15 protein-coding genes are annotated in these 18,765 nt (G+C 44.0%); 12 read left to right on the forward strand and 3 right to left on the reverse strand.

Features of this window, described 5'->3' with window-relative positions; genetic code table 11:
* Positions 1 to 97: 97 nt before the first annotated feature.
* The gene (gene tnpC / locus DXA57_RS14765; RefSeq protein ID WP_158571339.1) at positions 98 to 970 is read left to right on the forward strand and encodes an IS66 family transposase; all 873 of its coding nucleotides are present in this window, start codon (positions 98 to 100) and stop codon (positions 968 to 970) included.
* A gap of 219 nt (positions 971 to 1,189) precedes the next feature.
* Here the strand turns inward: tnpC and DXA57_RS14770 are convergent, their stop codons facing one another.
* Positions 1,190 to 2,602 (reverse strand): response regulator transcription factor, encoded by a 1,413-nt coding sequence (locus DXA57_RS14770; RefSeq protein WP_117768045.1) that lies wholly within the window; start codon positions 2,600 to 2,602, stop codon positions 1,190 to 1,192.
* On the reverse strand, positions 2,603 to 4,411 hold the full coding sequence (locus tag DXA57_RS14775) for a sensor histidine kinase (RefSeq protein WP_117768046.1): 1,809 nt from the start codon (positions 4,409 to 4,411) through the stop codon (positions 2,603 to 2,605). It lies immediately after the preceding gene.
* Between the two features lie 161 nt (positions 4,412 to 4,572).
* Here DXA57_RS14775 and DXA57_RS14780 point away from each other — a divergent pair, with 161 nt between their 5' ends.
* From DXA57_RS14780 to DXA57_RS14835, 11 genes are all read left to right on the forward strand, one after another.
* Positions 4,573 to 5,508 carry an ABC transporter permease gene (locus tag DXA57_RS14780; RefSeq protein WP_117768047.1) on the forward strand — a complete coding sequence of 312 codons (936 nt, stop codon included), beginning with the start codon at positions 4,573 to 4,575 and terminating at the stop codon, positions 5,506 to 5,508.
* A gap of 13 nt (positions 5,509 to 5,521) precedes the next feature.
* On the forward strand, positions 5,522 to 6,403 hold the full coding sequence (locus DXA57_RS14785; RefSeq protein WP_117768048.1) for a carbohydrate ABC transporter permease: 882 nt from the start codon (positions 5,522 to 5,524) through the stop codon (positions 6,401 to 6,403).
* Between the two features lie 32 nt (positions 6,404 to 6,435).
* On the forward strand, positions 6,436 to 7,998 hold the full coding sequence (locus tag DXA57_RS14790) for an extracellular solute-binding protein (RefSeq protein WP_117768049.1): 1,563 nt from the start codon (positions 6,436 to 6,438) through the stop codon (positions 7,996 to 7,998).
* A gap of 87 nt (positions 7,999 to 8,085) precedes the next feature.
* Positions 8,086 to 9,705, forward strand: a complete 1,620-nt coding sequence (locus DXA57_RS14795; protein ID WP_117768050.1) for a DUF4091 domain-containing protein — start codon at positions 8,086 to 8,088, stop codon at positions 9,703 to 9,705.
* Between the two features lie 38 nt (positions 9,706 to 9,743).
* Entirely contained in the window at positions 9,744 to 11,003 is a 1,260-nt protein-coding gene (locus tag DXA57_RS14800) for an alpha-L-fucosidase (RefSeq protein WP_117768051.1), read from the forward strand.
* A 372-nt stretch (positions 11,004 to 11,375) separates the two neighbouring features.
* A complete protein-coding gene (gene gloA2, locus DXA57_RS14810) occupies positions 11,376 to 11,759 on the forward strand; it encodes an SMU1112c/YaeR family gloxylase I-like metalloprotein (RefSeq protein WP_117768053.1) in 384 nt (127 codons plus the stop codon).
* 93 nt (positions 11,760 to 11,852) lie between these two features.
* A complete protein-coding gene (gene ispE, locus DXA57_RS14815) occupies positions 11,853 to 12,734 on the forward strand; it encodes a 4-(cytidine 5'-diphospho)-2-C-methyl-D-erythritol kinase (RefSeq protein ID WP_117768054.1) in 882 nt (293 codons plus the stop codon).
* A 98-nt stretch (positions 12,735 to 12,832) separates the two neighbouring features.
* On the forward strand, positions 12,833 to 13,525 hold the full coding sequence (locus DXA57_RS14820; RefSeq protein ID WP_117768055.1) for a GntR family transcriptional regulator: 693 nt from the start codon (positions 12,833 to 12,835) through the stop codon (positions 13,523 to 13,525).
* Between the two features lie 96 nt (positions 13,526 to 13,621).
* Entirely contained in the window at positions 13,622 to 15,103 is a 1,482-nt protein-coding gene (locus tag DXA57_RS14825; protein ID WP_117768056.1) for a spore germination protein, read from the forward strand.
* Positions 15,104 to 15,105: 2 nt separating this feature from the next.
* Complete coding sequence (locus DXA57_RS14830) at positions 15,106 to 16,176, forward strand: GerAB/ArcD/ProY family transporter (protein WP_117768057.1); 1,071 nt, start codon at positions 15,106 to 15,108, stop codon at positions 16,174 to 16,176.
* Between the two features lie 53 nt (positions 16,177 to 16,229).
* Complete coding sequence (locus DXA57_RS14835) at positions 16,230 to 16,862, forward strand: Ger(x)C family spore germination protein (RefSeq protein WP_117768058.1); 633 nt, start codon at positions 16,230 to 16,232, stop codon at positions 16,860 to 16,862.
* Positions 16,863 to 16,875: 13 nt separating this feature from the next.
* Here DXA57_RS14835 and DXA57_RS14840 read toward each other — a convergent pair whose 3' ends face one another.
* Positions 16,876 to 18,669 carry a flavin reductase gene (locus DXA57_RS14840; RefSeq protein WP_117768059.1) on the reverse strand — a complete coding sequence of 598 codons (1,794 nt, stop codon included), beginning with the start codon at positions 18,667 to 18,669 and terminating at the stop codon, positions 16,876 to 16,878.
* Positions 18,670 to 18,765: the final 96 nt, after the last annotated feature.

The following is an 18,765-nucleotide window of genomic DNA, read 5'->3' on the forward strand; positions in this document are numbered from 1 at the left end:
CAACAAAAGGAGCCCTTTATGAGTATTGTAAACACCTTATCATTAGAAAGCAATAGGCAGATTAAAATAAATTTCGATGGAGGAGATTTATCCTCCGATGCAGGCTTGCTTCTCACATAGTCCTGCATCACCGGATATGGTGGCAATGGTCATGTACCAGAAAAGCTGTCTGTACCTTCCCTTCTACCGCCAGGAAAAAGACTGGTCTCAGAAAGGAGTCCCTCTTCCAAGGGAGACAGAAGCATACTGGTACAACTACTGTGCTCTGGAATACCTTGCCCCTGTATATGAAGCACTTCATCAGAAACTTTTAGACCGGGAAGTGATCCATGCGGATGAGGTACCATGCCAGGTCCTTCATGAAGAAGGGAAGGAAGCCACCTCAAAATCTTATATGTGGATCTATCTGAGTGGAAGCGATGGGCTTCCGGGGATCGTGCTTTACGATTACCGGCCCGTCAGAGGCGGGGAAAACCCGATCGAATTCCTGTCCGGATTCAAAGGGCTGCTGCACTGTGACGGTTATTCCGCATATGGAAGGATTGAAGATGTGGTTCTGGTATGCTGCCTGGCACACTGCCGCAGGAAGTTTTATGAAGCTGTCCCGACAGGACGTCGGAAAAAGCGGAAGCTTCTGGATATCAATTCAGAAGAGGAACTGAAAGAGCCTTCTTCCGGAATGTCAGATGACAACGGCCTTCTTCCGGCAGAAAAAGGAGTAGCTTTCTGCAACCATCTGTTTTTCCTGGAACGCTGCTATAAGGAACTTCCTGCAGAGGAACGGAAGCAGAAACGCCAGGAAAAGGAAACGGAAATATGGAATGAATTCTGGTCATGGCTGGGAAGCCTGAATCCGACGGGCGGAAGCAAACTTGAAAAAGCAGTAAACTATGCCTTCAACCACAAAGAAACACTGATGAACTATCTTCTTGATGGAAGAAGGCATAAAGCAGCTGATGCCGTGGAGTGAATTCATAAAGGAAAATTGTTTAGGAATAACAGATACAGAAAAAATACTGCCGGAAAATCGAGGGGACCTTCCTATCTGAGGTCTCATGGAAGTCGTACACGGGTGGTTATTCATCGCTTACAAAGTAACAGAAGAATAGAAGAGTAGTGAGAAAGCCCCCGGCAGTTTTTGCCGGGGGTTTTCTAAGATGAAAGTTTATTCCATTGGAAATAAAAATTTTTATATTCTGTCATGATTCCATTGTGATGATAAATTTTTTTGATAATATCCAGGGGTTACGCCTGTTATTTTTTTGAATTTTTTTATAAAGTAAAAATAATCATGGAAGCCTACAGACTCAGAAATTTCTGTCAGGGTAAGCTGAGAAGAGGTTAAAAGCCTTTTTGCCTGCGAGATCCTTAAATTTGTCAAATATTGGGAATAGGTTAATCCGGTTTCCTTTTTGATCAGGAAGCTGATATAAGAAGCATTTAAATGAAAAGAGTCAGCCAATTGCTGGAGAGAAATATCTTGCTGATAATTTTCGTTTAAATACTTTATAATTTGCATAAAGGAAGACACTTTAGCAGTATCATCCGCTATCTGAGTGTTGGAAGTACACATAAGCTTTAAAAGGCAGTTCAACATATCATGAAAATTTTTGTATTCGGTGACCAGTTGTTCATACCCGTACAACAAATATTCTTCTGTATCAAAAGCACTTTCCATTAACGGACAGTGCAGTACCATGTGATAAAATTTGTATGCTGTTCGGATATTAAAGATCATGGATGCATTGATTGTTTTTAATTCATTTAAAAGAGCTGTAAGTTCTGATTTCCTTTCAAAAGATTTTGTCAGTTTTTGAAAAAAATCATCTGTCAGAGAACCATCCACTAACTCCTCACTGTAAGTGGGATACCCGGTAAGAAAATACTGAAAAGACATAACAACAACATCTTCCACACAGTATTTCAGATTTGCAGGCGAAACCGGATCGGGGAAGACAGCAATTCCTGCAGGTTTTTTGCAATAGCAGATAAATTGTCTGGCATTATCTGTGTGAAAAGGTTCATTGGAAAAGTACAGGTATTTATGTTTTCCCAGTTTGATCGTTAATTTTGCATGGAGAGCATCGGTTATATCACTGGCGTGGATAGAAGCAGCAACGTAGTATTCTTTGCAGTTTAATCCAAACATTCGAAAGCAGCGTTGTATTTCAGCGGGAGATCCATCTTCGATTATGTCAAGCAATTCATCGTAATGTAAGGTTTTATGCTTGTTAAGTGACCGAATTGCTATGTACAGTAATTGTGACAAATCTTCAGAAACCAATGGTTTCAGACAATATCCCAGAGCATGAAGCTGAATCGCTTTCTGAGCATAGGAAAAATCAGAATAAGCGCTGATGATGATAATTTGGATTTCTGGCAATAATTCTTTTAATTTTTCACAGAGGCGGAGACCATCCATTTCAGGCATGCGGATATCTGTAATCAGGATATCTGCTTTTTTTGTCAAAGCAAGATTGTACGCGTCTTTGCCGTTGGAAGCACAACCAACGACCTGAAGCGAAAAATCCTCCCAGGGAATATAGTGGTTTAGATAATTTAAAATGTGCGGTTCATCATCCGCAATCACAACTTTATACATTTAAGAATCCTCCTTTTTGGATTCGATAATGGGAAGAGAAAGAGTAATACGTGTTCCCTCATTTTCTTCACTTTCTATGGATAATCCATATTCAGGTCCGTAGGCAAGCTGAATACGGTGATGGACATTGAATATTCCAAGATGGTTCTCTGGTGCAGGAGCATCCGGTGTGTTATTTTGCAGAAGGGAATGAATGCGATCCAATTGAGCAGAAGACATACCCTGACCATCATCTTGAATTATGATCTGCAGTTTGTTGTCGGAGCAGTGGGAAGCTATGAAAAGTATACCACTGTTTCCACGATTGGAAAATCCGTGGATGATGGAATTCTCTATGATCGGCTGAAGAAGAAATTTCATTACCATGAGTTTTTTGGTATCATCCAGAATGCTGTAAATAATCTGGAGAGATTTTCCAAAACGTATATTTTGAATATTTAAGTAAGCAGAAACAATGGAGAGTTCCTGCTCCAAAGGAACCATTTGTTTTCCCTTCACATTATATCGGAAAAGCTGTGACAGCGCCTCTGTCATGTCGGCAATGACGGGGACGTTGTGCTCTAACGCCAGATTTTTTATAGATTCCAGAGTATTATAAAGGAAGTGTGGATTTACCTGGCTGCGTAAAAATTTTAGTTCTGCCTCTTTTTTCTGAAGTCTTGTTTCGTAAAGGCTGACAGTCGTCTGGTATAACTGCTGCGTAAGCTTCTTCCGTTCTGACAGCATATTTAAAAACGCTTCATTCAGGGTGCGGATCTCCGCACAACCTTCCAGATGAAGGGTATTTTCTATGGTGGATTCTGCAGAGGATGAAAGGACATCCATATAGGATGCCATCTTTTCCAGAGGAAAGATCATATTATTTACAATCAAGTACAAGAGCAATAAAATGACTCCGCAGGAAAGCAGAATAATTAAAAACAAAAGTAGAAAAGTTTTTACAATTGTTTTTTCTAAATCGGTACGTTCAAAAGCGATGATCAGTTTGAAATTTGAATCCGTGATCATTTTTGTATCAAAGATATATTTATCTGAGATCAAAAGGTCTTTATAAGAAGAATTTTTCTGGTTTGCATATAGCTTATAGATGTCGTCCCCTTCGTTGTCATCCCCGTGTAATGTGCAGTAATGCCCGGAATCATCTGCCAGCAGAATGTAGTTATTATTTTCATAGGCGATAGAAGGGAGCAAAGAATCCGGACGTAAACAGATAAATAAAGTACCTAAATTCTTTCCATAGGTATTTGGATCGGAGATCCCATAAATATTCTGAGCAAATACAATAAAATAATCATCTGGCACAGAATGGATTGTCAGAGGATTGCGCATAAGTCCAAAGCTTTGAAGTGCTGTCGAATGAGAAATTTTATTTCGTAATTCCATGGCGGTTTTTTTATCGAAAAAATTTGACCAGGTGATCTCGTCGGAACAAACAGAGATATCAGCAACTTCCGGGAGCGTAGCAGAAAAAAATTCAAATTTTCTGTTGAGATTGTTTAAATATTTAATTGTGTCAGAACTGTAAGGAGATCTCAGTAAATCCTCCAGATCCGGGTCAATAATGATCGCATTTGTAATAGAAGAAATCTGCCTGAAGTTATGGGAAATTTCAAGCTGGGAATTATAAGAGACTTCTTTTATATAGGCGGAATTCCGTTTGATCAATGCCTGATGCACAAAATAAAGAGAAGTAGATGATAACAGGACAATCAGCAGACATATGCAAATAGTGATCAATTTGAACTGCTTTTTTATAGAAAAATCAGTAAACTTCATAATGGAGCCTCCACTGCTTTGGTAAAAATACATAAGAGAATTATAACATATGTAAAAAAAATTGGATATGTATAATCTTTAGGTAAATCATAAAGAATATCCATTTTTCAGGACAAACTCCCGTATTCTATCCATACAAAAGAGAAGCGTATTTTTTTATAATACAAGTATCAAACAGGAAGGAGCTGAACGCAATGAGAAATAAGGGAGGAGGAAACAGAACAAACTTTGTTCTAAAAAGTATCAAAAGCAACTGGATTTTATACGTTATGTTAATTCCGGCAATCATCTGGTATTTGATCTTCTGTTATGCCCCTATGGGTGGTGTGCTTCTGGCATTTAAAAATTATCAGTATAACCGCGGAATATTTGGAAGCCCATGGGTCGGAGTACAGCATTTTGCGCAGATGTTTTCAGATTCGGATTTTTGGAGAGCAGTTATTAATACGTTGATTTTTAGTTTTGGTAAACTGATCTTCCATTTTCCGGTACCGATTATTGTGGCTGTTCTTTTGAATGAAATGCGCAGTCCAGGAGCAAAAAAAGTATTTCAGACAATCCTTACATTTCCTCATTTTATTTCCTGGGTTGTATTGTCTGGTATTCTGATCATGATATTCTCTTCCAACGGAATCATAAACCAGGTGTTTGCGAGTCTGGGAATCTCACAAGTTGCACCGTTGATGTCTTTGAAATCTTTCAGACCGTTTATCTGGATCTCGCAGATATGGAAAGAGGCAGGCTGGGATTCCATTATATACATGGCAGCCCTGACAAATATCGATCCGCAGCTATATGAGGCGGCAGATATTGACGGAGCAGGAAGATGGCAAAAAATGTGGTATGTTACCTGGCCGGGGATCAGAAATGTGGTATGTATCATGTTGATCCTTCAGGTAGGTGGTATTATGGGTGGAGCCTGCTTTGATCAGATATTTAACTTATATTCGGCACCGGTATATGCAGTGGCTGATATCATTGATACATATGTATACAGGCTTTCCTTTATGACCGGAAGTAACTTTGGATATACAACAGCAGTGGGTCTGTTTAAATCAGTGATCGGAGTGATCCTGATTACTGCAGCAAACAAGATTGTTGTAAAATCCGGCGAGGAAGGATTATTTTAAGAGGTGACAAACGATGAGAAAGAAAAATAAAAGAGTGACAGGTTTTGATATAGGACTATACACGATATTTGGAATTCTCGGTCTGCTTACATTATATCCATTTTACTACGTATTGATCGTTTCATTTGCCAATACACAGGCAAGTGCTACCTATAGTCCGTATCTGTATCCACATGTGTTTGATTTGACAGGCTATCAGATGATCATTGGTGATATATACTTTTTCAAATCATTAATGACAACTTTGTTTGTTACAGCTGTGGGAACTTCTTTGAATATGGTTATATCTGTAATGACAGCCTATGTTTTATCAAGAAAACGACTTTTGGGAAGAAAACAGTTGATCGTACTGATAACCTTTACCATGTTGTTTTCCGGTGGATTGATTCCAACCTATCTTGTAGTCAGCAATTTAGGATTGATAAACAGTATCTGGGCAATGATTTTTCCGGGTATGATCAGTACCTATTATGTGATCATTATGAAAAATTATTTTTCAGGTCTTCCACAAAGTCTGGAAGATGCAGCAAAAATTGATGGTGCAAATGATCTGAAAGTATTATATAAAATATATTTGCCCATCTCCAAACCATTTATGGCTACCTTCGCACTGTTTTATGCAGTAGAACGATGGAATGAATGGTGGAATGCATATTTGTATATCAGTGATAAAAACATCAAACCCCTGCAGATCTATCTGAGAGATATTCTTGTGAATTTCAGTAACCAGTTATCAACCCAGGCACAGTCTGTGGTCAATTCACAGGGGAAGGTGTATGTTCAGTCGGTGCAAATGGCAACGATCGTGATTACGATGCTGCCGATTATGTGTCTGTATCCCTTCTTACAAAAATATTTTGTAAAGGGTGTTATGATTGGAGCAATTAAAGAATAAATAAATCAACCAAAAGGAAAAGGAGGATTCAAATGAAACTGAAAAAAATGGTGGCATGGTCTCTCGCAGCGGTGATGGTAACTTCATCTTTTATCGGGAGCAGTGCGGAAGAAAGCAATGAGACGACACAGGAAGATCCCATTGAGGTATCTGTGGCTATCTGGAATGCCGAGGATGGACTGAATGATCCGGAAGATCCGATTTACAAGAAACTGGTGGAAAAAACGGGAGTAAAACTGGTTCCGCAGAATATCACATGGGACGATGCCGGACAGAAAATCCAGTTGTGGGCAACCAATGGACAGTTACCGGACATTTTTGTAGGTGATTATGTAGGAACTTCATTCTTTACAAACTGGGTGGATCAGGGTGTTATCCGTGCTTTGCCGGAAAATCTGGATGAATATCCGAATCTGAAAGAATATCTTAAAATGGAAAAGGCACAGGCTGTCAAAAAAGATGGAAAATTCTACATGATTCCCAGACAGACCTATGGCGATATTACCTATAGTGTTCAGGACAGAAATGTGGTATACCGTTGGGATCTGGCTCAGAAAGCCGGTGTTACAAAAGAGCCGGAGACCTATGATGAATTCCGGGATATGATCAAAAAGATCATAGAAGCGGATCCTGAAAATAAGAATATCAGTGGTATGACGCAGGCTCTTCCAAAGCTGATCGATGGATTTATTTATCCGTATGGCGGCATCCTTACGCAGAAATGGGTGGAAAAAGACGGACAGTTTATGCCGAGTTATTTTGCAGGTGATATGCAGGCAGCAATGCAGCTTGCAAGAGACATGTATCAGGAAGGTACCATTGAAAAAGATATTGCTCTCGCAAAATTAGATACTTCAAAGGAAAAATTCCTGCAGGGACAGAATGCTGCTATGGTTTTTGCAGGCTCCGGCCCATCCTGGCTGTATCATGAGATTGGAAAAGATTATGAGCAGTTATATGGAAGAAAATTCTATGATGATATTAAAATCGCAAAATTATATCCGTGCGCAGATGGTAATAAATACTATTTTGTAGATACGGAATCCTGGTCAGAAACATACATTTCTTCAGCAGTAGATGATGAAAAAATGGCTGCCATCTGTAAACTGTTTGACTATTTATACTCAGAAGAAGGCAGAAGACTGATGTTCTGTGGTATTGAAGGAGAAGATTATGATCTGGTGGATGGAAAACCGGTGATGAAAGAGGGCGTCGTTTTGGGAGATAAATATACGTTTAAGAACCCCAGTTCCTCTATCGCCAGTCTTGCTATATGGGATCCGGCATCCTGGGATATGGAAAGCCCCAGTGCAAATCCGCAAGAGTATCGTGATCTGGATGTTCAGCGTCATCAGGATGCCGTAGAAAACGGAACTCTTCCCAAATACTATGATGAAGTGAAATATTTATCTACGCCAAAGAAGGACACCTTTGTATACGAAACTTCAGATGATCTGCTGCAGATCATGATGGGAACAGACCCTGTGGATGAGATGATAGAGGATCTGATGCAGAAATACGAGAAAAAAGGTCTTTCTGAAATGCTGGAAGAAGTAAATGCTGCTGCAAAGGATGCAGGAATTGAAATTGAATAAGTAAAACAAACCGCAGAGAGAATATTACAAAGGGATAACAGAATAGGAAGTTTGTAATATTCTCTCTCTTTTTTGAAGGAGAAGGCAATGAAAGGCATTATTACAGGCAGGGAAGAATTCCTATATCCGGACAGTACGTTGGGAGAAATAGGACAGGAATGTTCGCTTGTTATGGCGGCGAATGGAAAAAAGGGATTGCAGATCCTGGTGGAATCCGACAGCGAAAATATAGAAATACAATTGGAATTACAGGGGTTTGATGTCGAACGATATCAAATGAAAGCAATACCGGTGGAATATAATACTGGAGATGGGGTGTCTCAGGGCGGAAGCATGGTTGTGGACCAGTGGGAAGATGCAATGGGGGATTATGTGACCCGGAGAGCTCCATTTTACGTGTATGACTGTCTTGTTCCATGGGAAAAAGACAAAATGCCGGTTGTAGACAAAAAAGCAGCTGTTTACCTGTGTTTTACTCCACAACCGGGAGTCCTGGGGCGCTGTGAAGGAAGTCTTACGATCAACGATAAGGGAAAAGAGAAAAAAATACGGATCAACATTCATGTATATGATGTTGAAATTCCAGAAGGAAAATTTGAAATCAGCAACTGGTTTTCTCTGGAAGCGATTCGTAGATTACACGGAGAAAAAAATTTCTGGACTGTTTTAAGAAAATATGCGAAAGCGATGAAACGGACACATCAGACAGCATTTTATCTGGAATTGGACAGGAAATGTGTGGCGGATGAAGAAAAAAAAGAATTTGATTTTGAGTATCTGACAAGGATCATACAGATCTTCAAGGAAGAAGGAATTCCTATGCTGGAGATCGGTCCGGTTCTTAGCAGAGGCTTTCTGGAAGATGGAACACCTGATATGTATACGGAAGAGTTTCGCTGCAGTATGTTCCCGGATATCGCATTTACATCTCAGGAAGGGATGGAAATTACAGAGAACTTTGTACAGACACTGGCGTCCTATTTGAAAAAATATGGCTGGGATAAAAAGGTGCTGCTGCATATTCATGATGAACCGGATATACATTACAAAAACGACATTGCGTTGAATAAGAGGATAGAACAATACGGCATTGCCGTAAATATGGTGAAAAAGCATATTCCTGAGGCACAGATCATAGAAGCAGTGGGAACAACAACGTTCAAAGATAAAATTGATGTCCTGGTTCCTGTAACATCCAGTTATGAAAGAGACAAGACAGAGTTTGAAAGATGTCAGAAAAATGGCAAAAAGGTATGGAATTATGTGTGCTGTGGCCCGGAGGGAAAATGGCTGAACAGATTTCTTGATTTTGCAGTGCTGAAAGGAAGAGTATTGTTCTGGGGATTTGCAAAATATGGAATTACCGGATTTTTGCATTGGGGTTTTAATCAGTTTCCGGTACAGATGGATCCGTTTGTTGGAACCAGCTGCTATAATCCTACAGGCATTGGAACGAATTTTCCTTGTGGAGATGCCTTTATTGTTTATCCGGGAAAAGACGAACCCTGGCTGGGGATGCGTCTGGAGGCACAGCGGCAGGGGGCAGAAGATGTGATGCTGCTGAAGACCTTACAGGAAAAACATCCTGAAAAAGCAGAGGCATTGATCGGACAAGTCTTTGAGAGCAATACAAAATATATGGAAGAACCGGACAAATTTGAGACCGTTTATGAAGAGTTATTGAGAAGTCTTGAAGATCTGAGATAAGGCTGTGAAAAAAATTACATAAAAAGGAGAATGAAACAGTGATAGTAGAAAAAAGAATAAAAGATTTTTATGAAAAAGGACTTGGTCTTTTTATTCATTATGGTCCGTATGTTCAGTACGAACATGGAGAATGGGCTATGAAGCTGCGGAACATGGACCCGGATTTGTATGAAAAGAAAGCATTGGAGTGTTCTTATAGCAGTTTTTGTGCGGAAAATCTTGTGAAAGCGGCAAAGGCGGCAGGAGCCAGATATCTGACGTTTACGGCAAGACACCATGATGGGTTCTCCATGTATGATACCCGTGGACTTTCGGAGTATGATGTCATGCATACACCGGGAGGAAGAGATATTTTGAAAGAATGGATAGATGCCTGCCATGCAAATGACATTCTTCCATTTGTATATCATACCACGTTAGACTGGCATCACAAAGATTTTGAAAATAATTTCAAGGAGTATCTGAAGTATCTTCGCCAGTCAGTAGAAATAATCTGCAGAAATTATGGCAAGATCGGGGGATTCTGGTTTGATGGAAACTGGAGTAAACCGGAAGAAGACTGGGAACTGGATGAATTGTACCGGATCATAAGAAAATATCAGCCGGAAGCCATTATTGTGAACAATACAGGTCTGGATGAGCCGGGAGTGTTTGGGCACAGAGAAATTGACTGCGTGACATTTGAACAGGGACAGGCGGAGCGCCTTGACTGTTCGGATAAAGAAAAATACTACATGGGAGAAATGTGTTATCCGATCAATGATCATTGGGGAATTGCGGACGATATCAACTGCAAATCTGTCAGCCAGATCTTGAAATCCATGCTGCAGGCGAGAAATGCAGGAGGAAATCTTCTCCTTGGTGTGGGAACAAAACTGGATGGTTCACTGTCTATGATGCACATGGGATTTCTGGAGGAACTTGGAAAATGGACAAAGGAAAACGGAGAAGCATTTTATGAAGCCATTCCTTGTGATATAGGAAGTTTTGGACAGGATTACTGTCTGGTTTCCGGAGATACTTTGTACGCAGTAATCATAGACCCCGGAACCTGGGGAGATGACTGTGTGTTAAAAACAAAAGCAAGAACTTACAGCGCTTTTGAAAATGTGGATGCGGAAATTAAAGATATTGTATGGCTGGATACCGGAGCAGCAGTGGATTACAGCTATGATGCACAGAAAAAACGATTATTCATAAAGCCGGAACCATTTCAGTATGGCCATGGAAGAATTGCAAGAGTCGCAAAGATCCAGTGCGAAAAGCTTCAGAATGTCCGGACAATTTATGAATCATAGAGAATGAAAAGCGTGAAATAAAAAAGGAACAGGGATCCTGCAGAAGTTCGCACAGCTTCTGCAGGATTCTTTTCTGTATCCTGCTTTTTCAACGGGAAGCCTATCCATCCGTTGTTTTTCAGTATATAATGATGGTAACAGTTCAGAACATCAGCGAAATGAAAAATCAGACTATGCAAACTTGTTTGCAATAGGATGAATTTTTATTTCGGAATGGGCGGAACGCCCATTAGCCTCAGACAAAAGCTGCGAATGCAGCGAGAGCGCATGCAATGCGCGGGTCTGTGGCCTGTTGTTTTGAACGTCCTGAATAGTTACTAATGATGATAGAATCACAAACGTCCGATTAACGAAAGAAAAAGGAGAAAAACCATGAATTTATCAGCGATTCATCATGTAGCGATCATTGTATCCGATTATGAAGCATCAAAGGAGTTCTATGTAAATAAACTGGGATTTTCCATCATACGTGAAAATTATCGTCCGGAGAGGAAGGACTGGAAGCTGGATCTCCGGCTTTCAGACAGCGTGGAGCTTGAAATTTTTGCGGAAGAGAATCCGCCGAAACGTGTAAATCGTCCGGAGGCCTGTGGTCTGCGCCATCTGGCATTTCAGGTGGACTGTGTGGAAGAAACCGTGAACGAACTGGCAGCACGCGGGATCGTGTGTGAACCGGTCCGGGCAGATACCTATACAGGAAAAAGGATGACATTTTTCTTTGATCCGGATGGCTTGCCATTGGAGCTGCATGAGTAAAAAATTCATTGACTTTTGCATAGAAAATGATACAATATGGACAGATTGTATACAAAGTACCAGATGATTTCCAAGAAATAAGGGGACCAAGTGATGAAGAAGATTCGTTTGAAAGCAATGGCAAAGATCAATCTCGGCCTGGATGTGGTCGGGAAGAGAGAGGATGGGTATCATGAGGTGAAGATGATCATGCAGACCATCCGTATGTATGACCAGATCGAACTGGAGTCCACGGAAGAGCCGGGCATCCGGGTAAGTACCAACTTGAATTATCTGCCGACCAATGAGGACAACCTGGTGTATAAGGCAGCGAAGCTTCTGATGGATGAATTTGATGTGAAAAAGGGAGTCAAGATCGACCTTCGGAAATTTATCCCTGTGGCAGCAGGAATGGCCGGCGGAAGTTCGGATGCGGCTGCTGTCATGGTTGGTGTCAACCGTTTGTTCCATTTGAATCTTTCCAGAAAAGAACTGATGGAACGGGGCGTAAAAATTGGTGCAGATGTTCCGTATTGTATTCTGAGAGGAACGGCTCTTGCTGAGGGGATCGGTGAGAAACTGACACATCTGCCTCCGGCACCGTCCTGTTATGTTTTGATCGCGAAGCCGGGAATTCATGTTTCCACAAAATTTGTATATACCAATCTGAAGGTAAATGAGCTGGAAAGCCATCCGGACATCGATGGTCAGATCCGGGCGATCCGGTCCGGTGATCTGAAAAAAGTAGCGGAGCTCTGCGGCAATGTGCTGGAGACGGTAACGATCCCTGCTTATCCGGTGATCGAAGAGATCAAGAATGTCATGAAAGCCGGTGGTGCCCTGAATGCCTGCATGAGCGGCAGCGGACCGACCGTATTTGGACTTTTTGATGACAGGGAAAAGGCACAGGCTGTCTATGATACGCTTTACGGCGGAGAACTGGCAAAACAGGTGTACCTGACGACCTTTTTTAACAACCGGAAATCCGGAAGATAAACGTGCGTTGACGGATCAGAGGGACTGCGGGAGTTTTGCAGGATCCTTATCGGCACGGATGGGATGAACAGAGGAGAAGAAAACGGAGGAGATACGAAATGGCGGACAATTTTGAAATCCGTATGGATGAGTACCTGCCTTTGCGAGATGTGGTGTTCAACACCTTACGGCAGGCGATTTTAAAAGGAGAATTAAAACCGGGAGAAAGACTGATGGAGATCCAGCTGGCAAATAAGCTTGGTGTGAGCAGGACACCGGTCCGTGAGGCGATCCGGAAGCTGGAACTGGAAGGTCTGGTGCTGATGATCCCCAGAAAAGGCGCAGAGGTTGCTGAGATCACCCGTCAGGATATGGAAGATGTGCTGGAGGTGCGGACGGCACTGGAAGAGCTGGCAGTGAAGGATGCCTGTGACCACATCACAGATGCCCAGCTTTCCGAGCTGAAGAAAGCTTCCAATGAATTTAAAAAGGCACTTCTGGAAGGCAAGGATCTGGTCACCTGCGCAGATGCGGATATGCATTTTCATAATGTGATCCTGAGTGCTACCAACAATCGGCGTCTGATCCAGATGCTGAATAATCTGAGCGAGCAGATGTATCGTTACCGTATGGAGTATCTGAAGGATGAGCGGACACATAAGACTCTGATCGACGAGCATGACGCCATTCGGCGGGCACTGAAAAAGCATGATAAGACCAAAGCCGGAGCGGCCATCCGTGTTCATATCGATAACCAGAAACGTTCCATTCTGGAAAGTCTGACTGAGAAGGAAGAGGACGAAGAAATCTGAGATCATGCATGATTTTCCCATAACTGGATAAAGTAAACATAAGAGGATAGGTGGAATGCCTATCCTTTTTGTTATGCTGAAAAAGGGGGAAAACCGATGGAAAAGATCGCGGAGAAGATCTCAGAAAACAGGAAACGCATAGAAGAAAGGATCAGTGGCTGTGACGATATCCTGCTTCGACCGATGATGCTGGGGAAAGAACGGGAAACCGAGTGTTTTTTGATCTATATTGAGACAGCGGTGAGCAATCTTATGCTGGAGGATTCGGTGATCGGAAGATTTCTGAACGAACTTCGGGAACTGGAGCAGGCGAAGCTTTACGAAATACTGAAAAAGGATGCACTCGGGATCTCGGATACGGGAAAGCTTTTTGATACAGAGGCGGCTCTTGCAGCCATGCTGGCCGGGAATGCCGTGCTTTTTGTGGACGGGCTGGATTTTGCTTTGAAGATCGGTAGTAAAGGGTATCCCGGAAGCGGTGTACAGAAGGCAGAATCCGAGAAGGTTCTCAGAGGCTCCAGGGAAGCCTTTTCCGAGTCAGAGAAAATGAATACAGCTCTCATAAGAAAGCGGATACGCAATACCAGCCTCAAAGTAGAGGAGCTGCCGCTGGGAGAGATCTCACATACGATGACAGCCATTCTTTATCTGGAGGAAATCGTTTATCCGCCTTTTTTGCAGGCGATCCGGAAAAAGCTGCATGGGATACAAAGAGACGGGATTCTGGACAGCGGCATGCTGGAACAGCTGACGGAGGAGGTCTGGTATTCGCCGTTTCCGCAATATCAGGTGACTGAACGGCCGGATCGGGCGGCCCAGGCCCTGCTGGATGGCAGAGTGGTGGTGGTGACGGACAATTCACCGGAGGCGCTGATCCTGCCTGCCACATGGAATACACTTTTTCAGACCAGTGATGATACTTACCGGCATTTTGCCATCGTGTCCTTTCTGCGGCTGATCCGGTATGCAGCGGCTTTTCTCGCACTGGCACTCCCGGGGCTTTATGTGGCGGTGACAACGCTTCATCCGGGGATCCTTCCGACCAATCTTCTTCTGGCACTGAAAAACGCCAGAGAGGATGTTCCCTTTCCGAGCCTTCTGGAAGTCCTGCTCCTGGAACTGGCATTTGAACTTCTCAGAGAGGCAGGTCTTCGGATGCCGGGACCTGTCGGAAGCACCATCGGGATCGTAGGTGGACTGATCATTGGGCAGGCTGCGGTGAGTGCCAGCCTGGTGAGCCCCATGGTGGTTGTCGTTGTAGCACTGACTGCCCTGGGAGATTTTGCCATTCCATCGGAAGAACTGTCGGAAGCCATCCGTCTGGTGAAGTATCTGATGCTTTTCCTGTGTGCCTGGTTTGGAATCCTGGGATTTTTCCTTGGTCTGGTATTTCTGCTGGCGCATCTTGCCGGCCTGAAGAGTTTCGGGGTTTCTTACCTGGCACCGTATTCCGCGTGGAAGCTGAACCGGGGAGCAGACCGGAAGGACAGCCTGGTCCGTTTTCCGTTGATCTTTTTGAAACGGCGGCCGCTTTTTGCACGGGCAGACAGGCGGGTACGGAGCGGAAAGGAGCGATAAGGATGTTTTCAGAAAATGGAAAGATTTCGAGGAGGCAGCTCTGCTGCCTTCTGACACTGGATTTTTTCGGGAAAGGAGCGCTTCTTCTGCCTGCCTTTGCGGAGGGAATGAGCGGCCGGGAATTTATCCTGTGTCTTTTCCCGGTATTTCTTCTGGTGTTCGCATACGGGAGGCTGGTGGAGAAGCTTGGAGAAAGCTGTGGAGGTGATTTCCGGCTTTTTGCAGAACGGAAGCTTGGAAAAAAGACGACAGACATTTTTCTGCTTTTCTTTTTTCTGTATGCTTTCTGGGATCTGACGTATCTCCTTCATACCTTTGGAAGGATTGGGCAGACCTTTCTTCTGCCCGGTGAGTCAAAAGAGATCTTAAGTGTTATGGCTTTGCTGGCAGGAATCGCTATGGCTTACCGGGGGCTGGAGATCCGGGCGAGAACGGTGGAAGTGCTGTACCCGCTGCTTTTTTTTCCAATCCTGTTTCTGATCCTGTTCAGCGCGTTTCATCAACAGCCAGAGATCAGTGAAGCGATGCCGGTTTTCAGCGGATACAGAGGTATGTTCGGACAGGTTCTGAAAATGTTTAGTGTCTTTGGCGGACTGAGTTTTTATGTGTTTCTGGCTCCGTCCATGAACAGACAGGAAAAGGGGCTGGTACGCAAAGGCTTGTGGAGAGCTTCCGCAGCCCTGGTGACGCTGTTTCTTCTGGTGGCAGCTGCTTTTGGTGAAGAGGGGATCGGAAGGCTTCCATGGCCGGTGGTCTCTTTTATGAGCAGTGCCAGGGTTCCCGGCGGTTTTCTGGAACGGTGGGATGTGATCTTTGCAGGTCTTTTGGAAACGATGCTTCTGGCAGGTGTGGGAAGTTCACTGTTTTATCTTGGGATCATCGGTGAAATGCTGCTTCACCGGCTGAAAAAAAGCTGGCTTTGGTCTGGTGTGGCTGCAGCGGCACTCCTGGTGGTCTTCTGGTGCGGAGAAAGTGGAAAAGCAGTGGAGCTTTATGTCAGATGGAACAGTTTTGCGACCGTTCCTGTGAGTGTGGCATTTCTGGTGATCCTGCGGTGTATAGGCAGGCCATGAGAAAGCGTTCGGGCATTCACAGGAAAAGCAAAGCGGAAAGGAAGTGTGGATCCATGCAGGGGAAAAAAGAAAAACAGACAGGAAAAACAGGGAAAGAACGGAAGCTGAGGCATTTCGGAAGAGCAGGGGTTGTCGGAAGCCTGATCCTGCTGTTTCTTTCCGGCTGCTCCGGCCGGGAACTGGAAGCCCGGGACTTTGTGTCTGTACTGACGTTTTCCGGGGAAGATCCGGAAAAACTGCTGGCAGAGCAGCAGAGAACGGACAGCCGGGTTCTGGATTACAGTCATACCAGGGCGGTGCTTTTAACGGAACGTGCGGTACAGGAGCCGGAACAGCTGGATCAGGTGCTGGAGAGTCTGATCTTAAGGCCGGAATTTTCCTGGAATCTTCTGATTTTTACAGGAGGAGAAGAGGTGCTTCAGAAAGCGGAAGAAAAGAAAGAGAAGCTTGGGCTGGAACTGGCGGCTTATTACAGAAACCATCAGGAAAAACAGGGGATTTCCAGTCCGGTAACCCTTCTGGATCTGTGGAACTGGAGGCTTGGCAAGGAAGGCGGGGAACTGAAATTACCGGTGCTGGTCCTGCGGGATGGCAGCCTGCTTCCGGAAGGCGTTTTGACGGTGCAGCTGTCGGATAGGACCTGTTACAAAAAAAAGCAGGAAGCGAAACATTCACTTCCTGCGTAAAAATCGGTCTGATTTACTCGATCGGGACAAAGTCTGCAACGCCGTGTTTGCAGAGCGGGCAGATGAAATCATCCGGGAGTACATCGCCTTCGTAGATATAGCCGCATACGGTGCAGACAAAGCCTTTTTTACCCTCTGTCTGGGGCTTCGGCTTTACATTTTCCTGATAGTAGGTGTAGGTCATGGTATCTTTCTTGTTGATGACTCTGGCTTCGGTCACGGAGCAGATGAACATGCCGTGGGTACCGAGATCGACATACTGTTCTACCTTCAGGGACATGAAAGCGTTGATATATTTGGGAAGGATCACCAGCCCGTTCTCGGAGCGGGGAGTCTCCCAGCCGGCAAATTTGTCGGCTTGACGACCACTCTGGAAACCGAAGTTTTCAAATACCTGGAAGGGAGCTTCCACAGAGAGGCAGTTGACATTCATGACACCGGTCTGTTTGATCACATGATGAGAGTAGTTTTCTTTATTGATATTGACAGCTACCCGGTTTGGCTGATCGGTGAGCTGGATCACAGTATTGACGATGAGACCGTTATCCTTTTTTCCGTCGTTTGAGGTAACGACATAGAGACCGTAGCCGATACGGAACAGAGCCGTGGGATCTACTTTTTTCTCTACTTCACCTGCACGGGCAATGTACTCTTCGCAGAGCTCGTTTGCCATGCCTTCCAGTTCGTCCATGTTTTCCGCACTTAAAGAGGAGAGAATGCGGACGGTATTTTCCAGCCAGGTGATCTTTTTGCTCTTTTCAAACATGCCTTTCATGATCTTGGCAGCCAGAGGAGCCCAGCTTCCATTCTCGATGAGACCGATGGTGCGGTTCTGGTAGTTACGCTCGGTGAGGTGCTCGATAAAGGTACGCATGAAGGGATAGATCTCTGCGTTGTAGGTGGTGGTAGCCAGGATCAGTTTGCCATAGCGGAAAGCATCGGCAACCGCCTGAGACATATCGCATCTTGCCAGATCGTAGACAACGACCTTCGGACATCCTTTGTCGCGGAGCTTGTCAGCCAGGATCTCAACGGCTTTCTTTGTGTTTCCGTAAACGGAGGTATAGGCGATCATAATGCCCTCTTCCTCAACGGAATAGGAGGACCAGATATCATATTTTTCAATATAGTGACCCAGGTTTTCTTTCAGAACGGGACCATGGAGAGAGCAGATGGTCTGGATGTCCAGAGTAGCGGCAACCTTCAGAAGCTTCTGCACCTGCATGCCGTATTTTCCGACGATACCGATGAAATAGCGGCGTGCTTCATCATCCCAGGGTTCGTCAGCATCCAGAGCACCGAATTTTCCGAAACCGTCAGCTGCAAAGAGAACCTTGTCGGTGCTGTCGTAAGTCACCATAACCTCCGGCCAGTGTACCATGGGAGCAAAAACGAAGGTCAGTGTGTGTCTGCCGAGAGAAAGGGTACCGCCGTTCTCTACTTCCAGTTTTCTGCCCTCGAGAGGCATATCACGGAAGAAGTTTTCCATCATGCCGAAGGTCTTGGCATTGGCGACGATGGTGGTGTCCGGATAAACTTTCATAAAGTTGTGGATGTTTGCGGAATGATCCGGCTCCATGTGCTGGATGATGAGGTAATCGGGTTTGGCTCCGTTCAGGACCGCTGCGATGTTATCCAGCCATTCATGGGTGAAATTTGCATCAACGGTGTCCATGACGGCAATTTTCTCATCCTTGATAACATAAGAATTGTAAGCCATTCCATTGGGAACCACATACTGTCCCTCAAACAAGTCTACCTTGTGATCATTGACACCTACATAAAGGATATCGTCGGTTATTTTCATAGCAAGAACCCCTTTTCTAAAAGATTTATTTTCATAATAGTTACTGTTATTGATTTCTTGATATTATTATAACACAAGATACGGGAATGTCAATGA

The sequence above is a fragment of the Blautia sp. OF03-15BH genome (assembly GCF_003463065.1).
In the GTDB taxonomy this organism is placed as follows: Bacteria; Bacillota; Clostridia; order Lachnospirales; family Lachnospiraceae; genus Limivivens.